At 41.2% G+C, this 15,282-nt stretch carries 13 protein-coding genes and 1 riboswitch; of the genes, 7 read left to right on the top strand and 6 right to left on the bottom strand.

Going from position 1 to position 15,282, the window contains the following annotated elements; genetic code table 11:
- The first annotated feature begins 566 nt into the window (after positions 1-566).
- Positions 567-2,585 (top strand): excinuclease ABC subunit UvrB, encoded by a 2,019-nt coding sequence (gene uvrB / locus M1F17_RS14630; protein WP_004256681.1) that lies wholly within the window; start codon positions 567-569, stop codon positions 2,583-2,585.
- Positions 2,586-2,793: 208 nt separating this feature from the next.
- On the opposite strand, the gene M1F17_RS14625 is transcribed toward uvrB, so the two are convergent.
- Positions 2,794-3,702, bottom strand: a complete 909-nt coding sequence (locus M1F17_RS14625; protein ID WP_094962422.1) for a gluconeogenesis factor YvcK family protein — start codon at positions 3,700-3,702, stop codon at positions 2,794-2,796.
- A 657-nt stretch (positions 3,703-4,359) separates the two neighbouring features.
- Positions 4,360-4,499: riboswitch (molybdenum cofactor riboswitch) on the top strand.
- On the opposite strand from M1F17_RS14625, the gene moaA reads away from it, so the two are divergent.
- The 5 genes from moaA to M1F17_RS14600 all read left to right on the top strand — a co-directional run bounded on the left by moaA (position 4,489) and on the right by M1F17_RS14600 (position 7,510).
- On the top strand, positions 4,489-5,469 hold the full coding sequence (gene moaA / locus M1F17_RS14620) for a GTP 3',8-cyclase MoaA (protein WP_094962423.1): 981 nt from the start codon (positions 4,489-4,491) through the stop codon (positions 5,467-5,469). It overlaps the preceding riboswitch by 11 nt.
- A 24-nt stretch (positions 5,470-5,493) precedes the next feature.
- Positions 5,494-5,970, top strand: a complete 477-nt coding sequence (moaC, locus tag M1F17_RS14615) for a cyclic pyranopterin monophosphate synthase MoaC (RefSeq protein WP_094962424.1) — start codon at positions 5,494-5,496, stop codon at positions 5,968-5,970.
- Positions 5,970-6,215: a molybdopterin synthase sulfur carrier subunit gene (moaD, locus tag M1F17_RS14610; protein WP_004256672.1), complete on the top strand. Its 246-nt coding sequence runs from the start codon at positions 5,970-5,972 to the stop codon at positions 6,213-6,215. The genes moaC and moaD overlap by 1 nt, the downstream gene beginning before the upstream one ends.
- Before the next feature lies 1 nt (position 6,216).
- Positions 6,217-6,669, top strand: coding sequence for a molybdopterin synthase catalytic subunit MoaE (gene moaE / locus M1F17_RS14605; protein ID WP_004256668.1), 453 nt, complete (start codon positions 6,217-6,219; stop codon positions 6,667-6,669).
- Positions 6,670-6,802: 133 nt separating this feature from the next.
- Positions 6,803-7,510 (top strand): Bax inhibitor-1/YccA family protein, encoded by a 708-nt coding sequence (locus tag M1F17_RS14600; protein ID WP_004256664.1) that lies wholly within the window; start codon positions 6,803-6,805, stop codon positions 7,508-7,510.
- A 222-nt stretch (positions 7,511-7,732) separates the two neighbouring features.
- Here the strand turns inward: M1F17_RS14600 and M1F17_RS14595 are convergent, their stop codons facing one another.
- From M1F17_RS14595 to cecR, 5 genes are all read right to left on the bottom strand, one after another.
- Positions 7,733-8,839, bottom strand: coding sequence for an ABC transporter permease (locus M1F17_RS14595; RefSeq protein ID WP_094962425.1), 1,107 nt, complete (start codon positions 8,837-8,839; stop codon positions 7,733-7,735).
- Positions 8,840-8,848: 9 nt separating this feature from the next.
- On the bottom strand, positions 8,849-9,988 hold the full coding sequence (locus tag M1F17_RS14590) for an ABC transporter permease (protein WP_094962426.1): 1,140 nt from the start codon (positions 9,986-9,988) through the stop codon (positions 8,849-8,851).
- On the bottom strand, positions 9,985-11,724 hold the full coding sequence (locus tag M1F17_RS14585; RefSeq protein WP_004256654.1) for an ATP-binding cassette domain-containing protein: 1,740 nt from the start codon (positions 11,722-11,724) through the stop codon (positions 9,985-9,987). Before M1F17_RS14585 ends, M1F17_RS14590 begins: the two co-directional genes overlap by 4 nt.
- A 9-nt stretch (positions 11,725-11,733) precedes the next feature.
- Positions 11,734-12,729 carry a secretion protein HlyD gene (gene hlyD / locus M1F17_RS14580; RefSeq protein ID WP_318837043.1) on the bottom strand — a complete coding sequence of 332 codons (996 nt, stop codon included), beginning with the start codon at positions 12,727-12,729 and terminating at the stop codon, positions 11,734-11,736.
- A 153-nt stretch (positions 12,730-12,882) separates the two neighbouring features.
- Positions 12,883-13,581, bottom strand: a complete 699-nt coding sequence (gene cecR, locus M1F17_RS14575) for a transcriptional regulator CecR (RefSeq protein WP_004256610.1) — start codon at positions 13,579-13,581, stop codon at positions 12,883-12,885.
- A gap of 285 nt (positions 13,582-13,866) precedes the next feature.
- Here cecR and rhlE point away from each other — a divergent pair, with 285 nt between their 5' ends.
- Complete coding sequence (gene rhlE, locus M1F17_RS14570; RefSeq protein WP_110591365.1) at positions 13,867-15,195, top strand: ATP-dependent RNA helicase RhlE; 1,329 nt, start codon at positions 13,867-13,869, stop codon at positions 15,193-15,195.
- Positions 15,196-15,282 lie beyond the last annotated feature (87 nt).

The raw sequence follows: 15,282 nt of genomic DNA, 5'->3' as shown, positions 1-15,282 counted from the left end.
TTAAATAGGGAGCCGATCTTTTTTAACGTTCTCAACTAAAATACTGTCAAGTATTTCAGTAAAAATACCACTCAGATCTTAATAAAAAATATAAAATCTGTTTTTCATAGCAGTTACTACTTAAAAATTTTTTCATTAAACTGCCATCTTTTTGTCATTTTGCCTCCATTGAGCAAATCTTAGAGATCCTGTGAATCCATGAGCTCTAAGGGCTTCAAGAGTTATCCACCATTTCTGTGGATAACCTTGTGTATTAACGTTATAAAACAAGTTCTACGCTAGGTGACAAGCGGCTTTGGGTTTATTTGATGTGATTCTGGACTTTAAATTAATCTATAATAAATACAAATGGTTAAATAAAATCAAGCCTTCAATTTGTATTTGAGGTATGGCATAAAAATGCAATAGCATAAAATATAAAGTTTCAAAAAGGTCAAGTACTTTTTTGGGGATAACATTTTTATAAACATATCAGAGCGGAGATTAACAGAAAATTTAGCTTCAATACTTGAAGCTGGTTTTTTATCCAGTATTATATTGGAAGAAACTTGTTAAGGGGCGTTAATATGAGTAAGGATTTTAAGCTGTATTCTGATTTTCAGCCGGGAGGGGACCAACCCGAAGCTATCCATAAATTAAGGGAAGGGCTACAAGATGGACTTGCTCATCAAACTCTATTAGGCGTAACGGGGTCCGGTAAAACGTTCACTATTGCCAACGTCATTGCGCAAGAGAACCGGCCCACCATGCTAATGGCGCATAATAAAACCTTAGCGGCACAGCTTTATAGTGAAATGAAAGCCTTCTTCCCAGATAACGCTGTGGAATATTTCGTTTCTTACTATGACTATTATCAGCCTGAAGCTTACGTCCCAAGCTCAGATACTTTCATTGAAAAAGACGCCTCTGTAAACGAACATATTGAGCAAATGCGTCTATCTGCGACTAAGGCCTTACTCGAACGCCGCGATGTAATTGTGGTGGCTTCTGTGTCAGCTATTTATGGTTTGGGTGACCCTGACAGCTATTTAAAAATGATGTTGCACCTAACGGATGGCATGATCATCGACCAGCGCTCAATTTTAAGGCGTTTAGCGGACTTACAATATACGCGTAATGACCAAGCCTTCACGCGAGGGACTTTCCGTGTTCGCGGCGAAGTTATCGATATTTTCCCAGCGGAATCAGACGAATATGCCTTACGCGTTGAGCTATTTGATGACGAAGTTGAACGGTTATCATTATTTGACCCATTGACAGGTCAAATACAACATCGTGTTCCTCGCTTTACCGTTTATCCAAAAACGCACTATGTCACACCGAGAGAACGTATCCTTGAAGCAATGGAACAAATTAAGGTTGAATTAGCGGATAGGCGAAAAGTATTACTGGAAAACAATAAACTACTTGAAGAACAGCGTATTACCCAACGAACACAATTCGACTTAGAAATGATGAATGAGCTCGGTTATTGTTCAGGTATTGAAAACTATTCGCGCTACTTATCGGGTCGTGCGCCCGGTGAACCACCTCCGACATTATTCGATTACTTGCCTGCAGATGGCTTGCTAGTGGTTGATGAGTCTCACGTTACCATCCCACAAATAGGCGCGATGTACAAAGGGGACCGCTCAAGAAAAGAGACCTTAGTTGAATATGGTTTTCGTCTTCCTTCTGCATTAGATAACCGGCCAATGCGTTTTGAAGAATTCGAAGCTTTAGCGCCGCAAACTATTTATGTTTCAGCAACACCGGGTAACTATGAGCTTGATAAATCAGGCAATGAGGTGATTGAGCAAGTTGTTAGGCCTACAGGCCTACTTGACCCGATAATTGAAGTTCGCCCAGTTTCTACCCAAGTAGATGATTTACTGTCTGAAATTCGTATACGTGTGCAGAAAAATGAACGTGTGTTAGTCACCACATTAACTAAACGTATGGCCGAGGATTTAACGGAATATCTCGAAGAACACGGGGAGCGAGTTCGTTATCTTCACTCAGATATCGATACAGTCGAGCGCGTGGAAATTATTCGCGACTTGCGGCTTGGTGAGTTTGATGTGCTGGTTGGGATCAACTTATTAAGAGAAGGCTTGGATATGCCAGAGGTATCTCTGGTGGCTATTTTAGACGCGGACAAAGAAGGTTTCTTGCGTTCGGAACGTTCGCTTATTCAAACCATAGGGCGTGCGGCTCGTAACTTAAATGGTAAGGCAATCCTCTATGGAGACAGGATCACCAACTCCATGCAAAAAGCGATTGCAGAAACAGAGCGTCGCCGTGCTAAACAAATGGCGTTCAACGAAGAACATGGCATCGTTCCACAAGGGTTGAATAAGAAAATCGGTGATATCCTGCAAATTGGCCACAAAGTGGGTGGCAAAGGAAAAAGCCGCACGAAAGACAATACCAAAAATAATAATTCGGTTGATATTCAATCAATGTCAACAAAAGAGTTGGAGCAACGGATTTCGCAACTTGAAGCGCAAATGTATAAGCATGCTCAAGATCTTGAATTTGAAGCGGCTGCGCGAGTCAGAGACGAATTGCAGGAGATACGCTCCCAGTTTATCGCTAATTCCTAATTTCCTTCATACTTCGCGTTGTGGGGGGGTTGGCTTCGTTCAGTCACTCGGGTCACATATTTATGTATGCTCCCCGAGCTGCCTTCACTTGCCGCCTACCCACAACGCAAAGTATTTTGAAAATAGATTTTGTGGAAATACGGGAAACAAAGGGCTAATTTTAGGGAAGGTTTTCCGCTGCGGGTATTCAGCAGCGGAATAGGAAAAATTATAGCAAGTTGATGGTTTCTTCGATGGCTTGTAGTAACAGCTTTCTATCATGGCGATATGGAATATCGTCAGCTTCGAGTACCCGTTGGATTATTTTGCGGTCAGGGCTGATATTATTGGTTTGTGTGCGTGGGCCAAGGATTAACGCATCAATTTTTTGGCAGCCAATATACTGTTCCATCATTTTTAGTTTGTCAGGTAAAGACAGGTTTGCAGCAGGGGAGCTAATTTCTTTCGCTAAATTGCCAATATAAATCATCGGGGCTTTACATTCGCGTAGTGCAGCCGCAATTTCATCCAAAAGTAATAATGGCATTAAACTAGTAAAAAAACTGCCAGGGCCGATAATAATTAAGTCTGCTTGGTGGATAGCCTGCAAGGCTTCTTTAGTTGCCTTGACTGTTGGATACAAACGTAACTCTTGTGGGATTTCATGTAAGGCATCAACATTCACCTCACCGTACACTTCATTACCCATTTCATCGACAGCCATTAAATCAACAGGAGATTCCGACATCGGGATCAACTGCGCATCGACTTTTAGCATATTACGGATAAGATTTATGGCTTCTAGTGGTCGCACACTTAAGTGATCTAATGATTTTAACATTAAATTACCTAAATTATGGCCTGAAAGCTCACCATTTCCGCTAAAACGGTATTCAAACATCGCTGAAGCAATGGACGGCTCAGTAATTAGCTGATTTAAACAGTTACGCATGTCTCCCCAAGCTATCCCACCTTCAGAGCGACGAATACGACCAGTCGAGCCCCCATTATCGGTTGTGGTGACAATACCCGTTAAACGAGAACCTAAAGAAGAAAGTGAAGACATCACGCGACCAAGCCCATGGCCGCCACCTAAAGCGACAACATGTTTGAGATCCGCCAGACTACAATTCGGCATAGTGTTCCTATATCAGTTAATTTTCAGTACTTATAAAAGCAAGTAAACCAGCGAGTTACGAAATACGTTTTTTACGCTAATGCCCGTTTTATGGCGACTAAAATAAATTGGGCGTTAATCTACCATAAAACATCATTCTTGGCTTAAGTACCGTGACAAAAAACAATAAAAGAGACGATTCTGTATTGGTGTGTACTTCCAAGGTATCCTCATCTGTCGCCTAATCACAACTAACAACGCAAATTATTTAGCGTTTTGATTAATGAATTCTGTGCTTCACTATTTATTTTTAATTGATATGCCAATTATTCAATTTGAAATATCGGTTTTGATAAGCGTTAAGTGCTGATATTTATAACGTAAACAATCAGATGGGGAGCTTGCTCCCCATTTTAGATCTATATCAATAAATGTTTAATTAAATAGTTAGAGATGTTAATCAATTAGTATGAAATTATACGGTTTGAAACCACTCAAAATGGAAAATTGTCATTGATAATAATAGCTTCGGTGATTCAACTATGTCTTTTGTAAGTCGTTGTATATAATGATATATATCGAATTGCAATTCGCTTTTTCAATTTCTATCGGCTAGAATCCTTACATAAATTAAGTGAACAGAGTGACGCATTTTACAGTTTAAAATCAGTGACTCGGTTCCAGATAAAACTCCTAGCCTTTGCGTCTAAGTTTGAACGACTGAATATGATGCACTGGCCGTGGCCTAGAGCCACCAGGGTGCAAGATAGAAATGTCTGCATCTCCCGTACTTGGAAAGGTGTGATTATGCAGCAACTTGTCGATCAATTTGACCGGAAATTTTATTATCTTCGGCTTTCTATAACAGATGTTTGCAACTTTCGTTGCACATACTGCCTACCCGATGGCTACAAGCCAAGCGGTCGCCATGAATTCTTAACATTAGATGAAATTCGTCGTATCAGTACGGCATTTGCAGAATTAGGCACAGAAAAAGTGCGTATTACGGGCGGTGAGCCGACTATGCGCAAAGATTTCAGTGATATTATTGCTGCCATCAATGAAAATGAATCAATCAAAAAAATAGCCGTAACAACCAACGGCTACCGTATGGCGCGAGATGTGCATGAATGGAAAGCCGCAGGGTTGAACGCCATCAATGTGAGCGTTGACAGCTTAGATCCACGCCAATTTGCGGCCATCACAGGGCAAGATAAATTCTTTCAGGTGATGAAAGGCATTGATGCCGCCTTTGAAGCAGGCTTCGAAAAAGTAAAAGTCAATGCAGTGCTCATGAAAAATGTCAATGATATTGCGTTGAAGTCATTCCTAAATTGGATCAAGCACCGACCAATTCAATTACGTTTTATTGAACTCATGGAAACCGGTGATGGAAGTGATATCTTCCAACGCTTTCATATTTCAGGCGAAACTATTCGCGAACGTTTAATCGAAGAAGGCTGGTATATGCTTCCTCGTTCTCGTAGTGATGGGCCAGCTCAAGTCTTTAGTCATCCAGATTACCAAGGCGAAATTGGGCTTATCATGCCTTACGAAAAAGATTTTTGCCAAAGTTGTAACCGCTTACGCGTTTCCTCACTAGGAAATCTCCATTTATGTTTATTTGGTGAAAATGGTATTCCACTTCGTGATTTATTGGGCGCAGATGACCAAAACGAAGCGTTAAAAGCGCGTATTCAACGGGGCTTACACCATAAACGAGAAACCCATTTTCTGCATATGGGCGATAGCGGAATTACACCAAATTTATCCGTAATCGGCGGTTAACTCTTTTTTATTTCAGGAGAAAATATGTCCCAACTGACTCACCTCAATGCGTCGGGCGAGGCGCATATGGTTGATGTTTCAGCCAAAGCTGAAACTGTCCGTGAAGCTCGCGCAGAAGCTTATGTCACCATGAACCCAGCAACCTTAACGATGATTGTCGATGGTAGCCATCATAAAGGGGATGTGTTCGCCACGGCACGCATTGCGGGTATTCAAGCGGCAAAAAACACTTGGCAGCTTATCCCATTATGCCACCCATTGTTGTTAACCAAAGTTGAAGTGACCTTGAAAGCGGAACCTGAACATAACCGCGTCCGTATTGAAACTTGTTGCCGGTTAACAGGGAAAACAGGGGTAGAAATGGAAGCGTTAACAGCCGCATCCGTTGCTGCGTTGACGATTTATGACATGTGTAAAGCCGTGCAAAAAGATATGGTGATTGGCCCTGTTCGTTTATTAGAGAAAACAGGCGGCAAATCTGGACATTTTAAGGTGGAATAATGATCACAGTATTATTTTTTGCTCAGGTACGTGAGCTAGTTGGAACGGAACGTTTAGAACTTACAGACTCGTACCAAAAAGTGGAAGACTTGCGCCAAGCACTTTCACAAAAAGGGGATCGTTGGGCGTTGGCACTTGAAGATGGCAAATTACTTGCCGCTGTTAATCAATCATTTGTTTCACTAGACCACCCTCTCTCAGAAGGGGACGAAGTGGCATTTTTCCCACCTGTCACTGGGGGGTAATATGGAAAACACCCATATTGCAGTACAAACTGAAAATTTTAGTGTTGGTGAGCAATATCAATGGCTTGCACAGTGTGATAGTGATGGCGCAGTGGTGACTTTTACGGGGAAAGTGCGTAACCATAATTTAGGTGACAGCGTTGCGGCATTAACACTCGAACACTACCCAGGAATGACTGAAAAAGCGTTAGCGAATATAGTCATAGAAGCAAAAGAGCGTTGGCCATTGCAGAGAGTTAGTGTGATCCACCGCATTGGCACCTTACAACCCGGTGAAGAAATTGTTTTTGTTGGGGTCACGAGTGCTCATCGTAATGCAGCATTTCAAGCGGCTGAATTTATTATGGATTACTTAAAAACGAAAGCCCCATTTTGGAAAAAAGAAACCTTACCTGAAAATGAACGTTGGGTGGAAGCGAAAGAAACTGACGAGGCGTCTGCAAACCGTTGGTAATCGCATTTTTTCCGCTAAAAAATACGAATTTGCTGAATGGTATTGTCAAAAGAATGTGTTAGACTTTGGTTAATTTCTCCGATTGCAGTATTTTTACTGGGTCGATTTTTCTTTTAGCGAAAGGGTAACCATCATGGGTCAGTTTGATCAACGTAATGATTCTCTTGTCCAGGGTGCCAATACTGGCGTTCAGGCATTTATGTCGCAAGTATACGGCTGGATGACAGTCGGTCTACTGCTGACAGCTTTTGTGGCATGGTATTCTGTAAGCAGTGGTTTGTACTACACCATTGCAACCAATAAGATTCTCTTTTTTGGAATGATTATTGCTGAACTTGGTTTAGTGATGGGCATTTCATTCCTGCTGCAAAAAATTAGTGGCATGGCAGCAACGGGCATGTTTATGCTCTATTCATTGCTCACCGGCTTAACGATTTCAGTTATTCTTGCCGCATATACTGGTGAGTCCGTTGCGGGCACATTTGTCATTACTGCGGTAATGTTTGGTGCATTAAGTTTCTACGGCTATACCACTAAACGTAGCTTAACAGGTATGGGTAACTTCCTGTTTATGGCGCTGATTGGTATTGTTGTCGCTTCTTTGGTTAACATCTGGCTGCAAAGCACCATGATGTATTGGGTGATCACTTACGGTGGTGTTTTACTGTTTGCTGCTTTAACTGCTTATGACACTCAAAAACTGAAAGAAATGGGTTCACAAATTGATGAAGACGACAGAGAAACAATGCGTAAATACTCTATTATGGGTGCATTATCTCTGTATTTAGACTTCATTAACCTGTTCTTAATGTTGCTGCGTATCTTTGGTGACCGTCGCTAATTTGAGTGGCTTTCCTCATTACTCAGTGAAATGAGGGGATAGAAGTCGTTAAAATTGAAAACCCTTGTTACTTTGGTAACAAGGGTTTTTTGATCTAAATACTATCGTAATACTATCGTAAAATATGATTTGAATATTATTAACTTGTTTGTGATTCAAGGCGTTAATGATAGTTCCAATGCTTTTAATTGTATTTTCAAAGTGTAATATTATTTTTTTTGATCACGCTATTTTCTTCCTAAATAAGTAATAGGCCACTGAACTGGTGATTATCGCAATGATGAATAATGGCCATAAACTATGGAAGATAACTGAAAAATCAGCATTTTTTAGGTATATCTGTTTGGTGATTTCAGTGAAATGACGAATTGGGTTAATCCAAGTGATTTGTTGTAGCCAAATTGGCATGTTTTCGACTGGGGAAATATAACCTGATAGCAGCACTGCTGGCATCATAAATACAAATACCCCAATGAACGCTTGTTGCTGAGTTGAACACAGTGCTGAAATAAGTAAACCAAACCCCACCAAGGACAACCCATAGAATAACATGGTGGCATAAAAGAGGAGTAGGGAGCCAGCAAAAGGAATTTGATAGCAAAAGATCCCAATAACTAGGACCAAACTTGCCTGTGCAGTCGCTACTATCAATGCAGGCACCGCCTTACCAATAAATATTTGCCAAGTGGTAAGGGGAGAAACGAGCAATTGGTCCAGGGTGCCTTGTTCTCTTTCCCTCGCGATAGAAAGAGATGTCACAATCAGTACCCCGATCGTAGTTATCAAAGCTACTAATGAAGGCACAATAAACCACTTATAATCTAAATTGGGGTTGTACCAATTACGAACGATTAATTCACTGTTATTTGGCAAAGTCTGTGATTGCGTTAGCTCATGTTGGTATTGAGTGACAATTTGTGCAACATAATTTGCTGCAATTTGCGCACTATTTGAATTACGTCCATCAAGGAGTAACAGCATATTAGCGTTATGGTGGCTTGCAATATCAGCACTAAAGTTTTGCCCAAAACGGACAACCAGCAGAGCCTTGCGGTTATCAAGCGTTTCACGAATTTCATGTTCATTCTTCAATAATAAAACTTGAGAAAACGCACTGGCTTTGGCGAGACGTTGAGTCAACTCGATAGAATGTTCACCACTGTCTTGGTCAAAAATTGCAATGGTGGTGTTAGTGACCTCAAGAGTGGCAGCCAGAGGAAATAAAATCATCTGAAATATCACGGGTAAAATCAAAATAGCCCGTGTTTGTGGTTCTTGAAGTAATGATTGAAGCTCTTTCATAATTAAGGTGTATAGGCGATAAAACATAAATTCACCTCAATCCAAACGACGGCGAGTTTTTAGCGCCGTCAGTCCAATAAAAAGTATTGCAGAAGCGATGAGTAGCAGGAAATCTATCAATAAAACAATATAGATATCACCCGCAAGAAAGAGAGTTTGTAAGCTGCTGACAAAGTACCGAGCAGGGATAAAATAAGTCACAGCTTGAATAATGGCTGGCATACTATCAATTTCAAAAATAAACCCAGATAACATGATAGCAGGTAAGAAAGCGGCATTCAGAGCAACCATCGCTGCATTAAATTGGTTACGAGTAATTGTTGAAATCAATAACCCCATCCCTAATGCCGTTGCCAAATAAAGGCTGGTAATGACAAATAATACCAATAGAGAGCCGCGATAAGGTACTCCTAAGACAAATGTGGTGACAAACATGCATAACACCATCACAAAAGTACCAAGCACTTGGTAAGGCAATAATTTTGAAAGCAATAACTCAGTTTTAGTGATTTGGGTTGAAAGCAATGCTTCCATCGTGCCACGTTCCCATTCTCTTGCGATAACTAAAGAGGTCAAAATAGCACCAACTACGGTAATAATGATGCTAATTGCCCCTGGAATAATAAAATGCTGACTAATTGCCGCTTCATTAAACCAATAGCGCATATTAAGTTCAATTAGTGGGTCTGTTGGGTAGCCTTTATTTTCCCCTTGCTGCACCAGCCACGTTTGCCACACACCTTGGGTATAAGCTTGCACAAAGTTAGCCGTATTCGGTTCGCTGCCATCAGTAATGACTTGAATTGCGGCATGACCTTGTTTTTGCAGCAATTGGGCTGAAAAATTTACAGGAATGACGATAATGCCGCGAATTTCACCCGCTTGCATTTTATCGATTAATAAATGGCGGTTACTACTAATAGTCGCATCGATAAATGGTGAACCTGTGAAGGTATCAACCAATTCACGAGCTTGCGAACTTTGTTGCTCAAGTAAAATACCGACACGTAATTTACTTGAGTCTAAATTGATACCATAACCAAAAATAAATAGTAACATCAATGGAATAAGCACAGCTATAAGAGCGCTGCTAGGATCCCGCACAATTTGTTTACTTTCTTTCCAGCATAGTGCTTTAAGCCTACGCCATGAAAAATGAGAAGCGGTGTGAGTCATAGTGCCTCCTGTTGCTTATCATAATTCATGATTAGCTCGATGAATGCATCTTCCATGGATGGGTCAGGGTTTTCAGCACTTGCGACTTGCTGTTTCAGTTCATCAGGGGTTCCTGCCGCAATAATTTTTCCATGGTAAACCAGCCCGATACGGTCACAATACTCTGCCTCATCCATAAAGTGAGTCGTGACCATAACGGTAACACCTTTATCAACCATTCCATTGATATGTAACCAAAATTCTCTACGAGTTAGTGGGTCAACACCTGAGGTTGGCTCATCTAAAAATAAGATATCAGGCTCATGCATTAATGAGCAGGCGAGGGCTAAACGCTGCTTATACCCCAGAGGGAGGGATTCAGTCACCTGATTGATAATCGGTTTGAAATTAAAGGCCTCAACCATTTCTTGGATTTTTTTGGTTTGTTGTTGATGATGTAAACCATAAACACCCGAAAAGAATTTCAGGTTTTGCCCCACTTTTAGGTTACCGTACAGCGAGAACTTTTGTGCCATATAGCCAAGGTGCTGCCTGACTTTGTTTGAACTCGTTTTTAAATCCATTCCAAGAACGAGTGCTTGCCCATCTGTTGGCTTCATTAACGCACACATCATTTTAAAAGTTGTCGATTTTCCCGCACCATTTGGCCCCAATAAACCAAAAATTTCTCCTCGTTTAACTTGGAAATTTACGGTATCAGTTGCCGCAAATTGGCCAAATTTTTTGGTTAAATTACGCGCTTCTATGACGGTTTCTTCAGGATTAGGTGGAATTTGCGGTACGATAGCGGCTAATTCCGAACGATGAGATGGGCCCCCGCCTAATAAGTCAATAAACGCATCTTCAAAACGTGGCTGTGCTTCAATGAGTTTTCCATCTGCCATATTTAATGCAGTTAATAAATTTGTCTGTGATGCATTAGGCTTCAAAATTAAGCGAATATAGCGGCCTTGGATTACACCATCGGTGGTTTCTGGTAATACGAGTGCGTTTTGTAATACAGTGCGTTTTTGTGTGGCTGGTACATCAAGTAAAAACGAGCGTCCCGCCATTTTTTCAGTTAATAACTCGGGCTTGCCTGCATAAAGCTGTTTGCCTTTATTTAATAGCAGTACATTTTTACATTGCTGAGCTTCATCTAAATAGGAAGTACTCCAAAGAATGAGCATTCCATCATCGGCAAGAGTATGAACCATTTGCCATAGTTCGCGTCGAGCGATGGGGTCAACACCAACACCGGGTTCGTCGAGTAAAAGGACCTTGGGTTTTCCTAATAATGTACAGGCTAACCCGAGTTTTTGCTTCATCCCCCCCGATAATTTACCGGCTAGCCTATTGGTAAAAGGGGCTAGGCTGGTGAAAGAAAGCAGTTGCTGATAGGTTTTTTGGCGCTCTTCGCCGAGTACGCCACGCAAATCTGCGTACAAATTTAAATTTTCTTGTACGGTCAGGTCTTCATATAAACCAAATTTTTGGGGCATATAACCAAGGCCAGCTCGCATAGCAATGCTGTCGTCGATAGGGTCGAGCCCCATCACGCTAATTTTCCCTGCATCTGGTTTTAATAGCCCTGCAATCATGCGCATTAAAGTTGTTTTTCCTGCACCATCAGGGCCGACAAGGCCTGTTACAGAGCCCCCATGAATATCGATTGTTAAGCTTTCAACGGCTGGAGTATCCAAGCCAACAAATGTTTTCTCGACATTGGATAGGCGGATACTGTAATCATCACTCATAGCAAACTCTTACTGTTTATTATCAGTAAATTGAATAGTCACAGGCATACCTTGGCGTAAAGCATCATCTGCATCATTGACGACGATACGTAGTCGATAGACTAAATCGGTTCGTAAATCCGGTGTTTGTACGCTTTTAGGGGTAAACTCGGCGGTAGGGGAAACAAACCCGATGGTACCATGGTAAGGCTGATTTGGGCGGCTATCCGTATACAGCAAGACTTCTCTACCGGGGATGGCATCACCGAGGTGCGGTTCGCTAACATAGGCTCTGACCCAAACAGGACTTGTTAAAGTGACGCTAAATACGGTATTACCTGCACCGATGATTGTGCCAGGTTCGATTGCTCGGGTTAAAATAGTCCCAGAGGAAGGTGCAGTTAAAACGGTGTCTTGTAAGTCGAGTTCAGCTTGAGCGACAGCCGCTTCGGCTTGTAACCATTCGCCTCGAGCGGCAGCTATCTCTTCTTGGCGAAAACCGCTTTGGTATTGATTTAGTTTATCTTGTGCCGCTTGAAGGGCTGCAAATGCTTGGTTTCGATTGTTCTTCGCGTTATCTAAATCATTAGCTGAAATAACGCGGGAGGCAGCAAGCCCTTGCTGACGTTTATAGAAGTTATCGGCATATTGCCAAGCCGCTTGTTTTTGAGCCACTTCAGCTTCAACTTGTGCAACCTCTTGAGTACGGTAACCACTTTCTTTTAAAGCAAGTTGGGCTTTGGCGCTGTCACGCACCCCTTTGGCTTTATTTAACGCGTTAATGTAGGGGGCATCATCCAGTAGGCCAAGTTGCTCGCCTGCAATAATTTTTGCACCTTCATCAACGCTTAGGGATTTGAGCTTACCTGACACTCGAAAACCAAGATTTACCGTTCGGACATCAACATTGCCGTAGAGTGTTAATATTTTGTCTTGCTGTGATTGATAGTAGTAATAACCACCAATTGCAGCACCGATTAATATGAGAATAATGAAAACAACAACAGAACGGTTTTTATTGCTCATAGCTAACCTTACTTAAAGAATCAACGATATGAAAACAAACTTTGTTGTTAGAGGCCGCTGTTTTTAATGGAGAAATGTGGCACCAGCTGCAATAAAATCACCAGCCTCTAGTTATTATCAATGTGAATGAATCACTTTAATTATTTTATCATATCACTTTTCATATTGTTTGCGATGGCGTAAGCCTGCTAATAATATATTTGTATGTTCAATAAGAACTTGATTAATAATTTTAAATTCATTTTCATTGATATGTTTCCAACCCGTTTGGCGTAACAAAGTTTCTCGAGCAATTCGAAATGAAAGTGTTTCGCCAAGGATTGCGTGTGTGTGGATTAGCGTTGTTAAATGATTGGGGTCAGCACCAATGTAAATCGCAATCAAGCGGTTTAGGCGCGAATGTATTGGGCCTAAAGCCTGTTCATGGATTACCGTATAGGCTTCGGTCGGGTTGAGTTGTTCACGTGCTAATATCCGAGAAAAACTTAAATTTTTCTTTTCCAACTGAAAATGATTATAGGCAATGACTGTTTTTTGTAGTAAATCAAGTGCATCATCAGTTACTTGTACTGACAAAGGTTGATTTAGAAAGTTGTCAATTGCTTGAAAAACATCATGGAAATCGTCCCGAATAGTTTTTGCGATAAGCTGAGCTACCGCTAAGTAAAGACCTTCTTTTGAGCCAAAATAATAAGAAATTGCGGCAATATTTTGCCCTGATGCCTGTGCGATCTTGCGTGTAGTAGCGCCATCAAGCCCTTGTTCTCCATATACATCAGCAGCAGTGAGAAGCAATTGCATTTTCGCATTTTCTCCTCGCAACGTTGACGATGAACCTGTATTCATAACCATTCCTTTAAAAATTCAGAATTAAATAACACCTAATTAGCTCTTAATGGCTTTTCATTTTTATAAAAAGTAAAAAACGACATCTCATAGTACAATGTAAGTATATATACTATGTGGGTCGGATTTTATATTAATTTATTAACCAAACTAAATTAATATATTTATCATCTGTAAATAATGTTAGAATTTTACACAGTGTCGCACGGCAGTTTGCGCTTTTTCTTCTGACTCACTTCCCCCATAACTGCCACATTCAATTTGAAGCGGTGAAGCCCGGAGTAATTTAATTTGACTACTTTTTCAGACCTCGCGTTAAACGAGGAAATTTTGCTTGCCATTAATGAATTAGGTTATGAAAGCCCTACGCCTATTCAACAACAAGCTATCCCAGCCGTGCTTGCAGGAAACGACCTTTTAGCTAGCGCCCAAACTGGTACAGGTAAAACAGCGGGTTTTACATTGCCAATTTTACAGAAGCTGATTACAACTCCTCGAGCAGGAAAGGATCGCAAGCCTATTCGTGCGTTAATTTTGACGCCAACAAGGGAGCTTGCAGCGCAAGTTGCTGAAAATGTAAAAGAATATAGCCGTCACCTGCGTATTCGTTCTTTTGTCGTCTTTGGTGGGGTAAGTATTAACCCACAAATGATGAAGTTACGTGGCGGGGTTGATATCTTAATTGCAACTCCGGGGCGCTTATTAGATTTAGAACACCAAAATGCAGTAGATCTTTCCCAAGTCGAAGTTTTTGTTCTGGATGAAGCTGACCGTATGTTAGATATGGGGTTCATTCATGATATTCGTAGGGTGATTAATAAATTACCTAAAAAACGTCAAAACTTATTGTTCTCAGCGACGTTTTCTGACGAAATCAAACAATTGGCGAATAAATTACTCAATAACCCTGTAACTATTGAGGTTGCTCCGCGAAACTCAGCTTCTGAGCAAGTGACTCAATATGTTCATCTGGTTGATAAAAAACGAAAAGCGGAATTACTTTCGTTTATGATTGGCCGTGAAAACTGGCAACAAGTTCTTGTTTTTACACGTACAAAACATGGTGCAAACCGTCTCGCTGAGCATTTAAATAAAGATGGTGTCAAAGCTGCTGCTATCCATGGTAACAAGAGCCAAGGGGCTCGTACTCGTGCATTAGCTGATTTTAAATCTGGAGATATTCGTGTGTTAGTGGCAACGGATATCGCAGCTCGTGGCCTTGATATTGAACAGCTTCCTTATGTGGTGAATTTTGAGCTTCCTAATGTTGCAGAAGACTACGTTCACCGTATCGGTCGTACAGGCCGTGCAGAAGCAACTGGGATGGCAGTTTCCTTAGTATGTATCGATGAGGCTAAGCTACTCAAGGATATTGAAAAATTATTGAAAAAATCGATTCCATTGATGGCGATTGAAGGCTATGAGCCCGACCCCTCCATAAAGGCGGAGCCTATTCAAAAAACACCACAACGCAATGAACGTCGTTCAGGTGATAGAAATCAAGGTAAACCACCACGTCGCAGTAATTCGCCATCGTCAAAGCCTAGTTCAGGGAAGGGGGCAAGTTCCCCATGGAAAAACGCCCAGAAAAAAGTCAAACAAGGGCGAAGTGACAGCTAATCTTCCATAAAGCTTGTAGCTCTTTTTAATGTTAATGGCATTAACTAGAGCTACCTGTGAAACTATTTCAAGCCTGTCACTGGTCAC

The organism is Providencia sp. PROV073 (assembly GCF_033688125.1).
Taxonomy (GTDB): Bacteria; Pseudomonadota; Gammaproteobacteria; order Enterobacterales; family Enterobacteriaceae; genus Providencia; species Providencia hangzhouensis.
The sequence above is the reverse complement of the archived record's forward strand: the minus strand, read 5'-3'. Positions and strand labels throughout refer to the sequence as shown.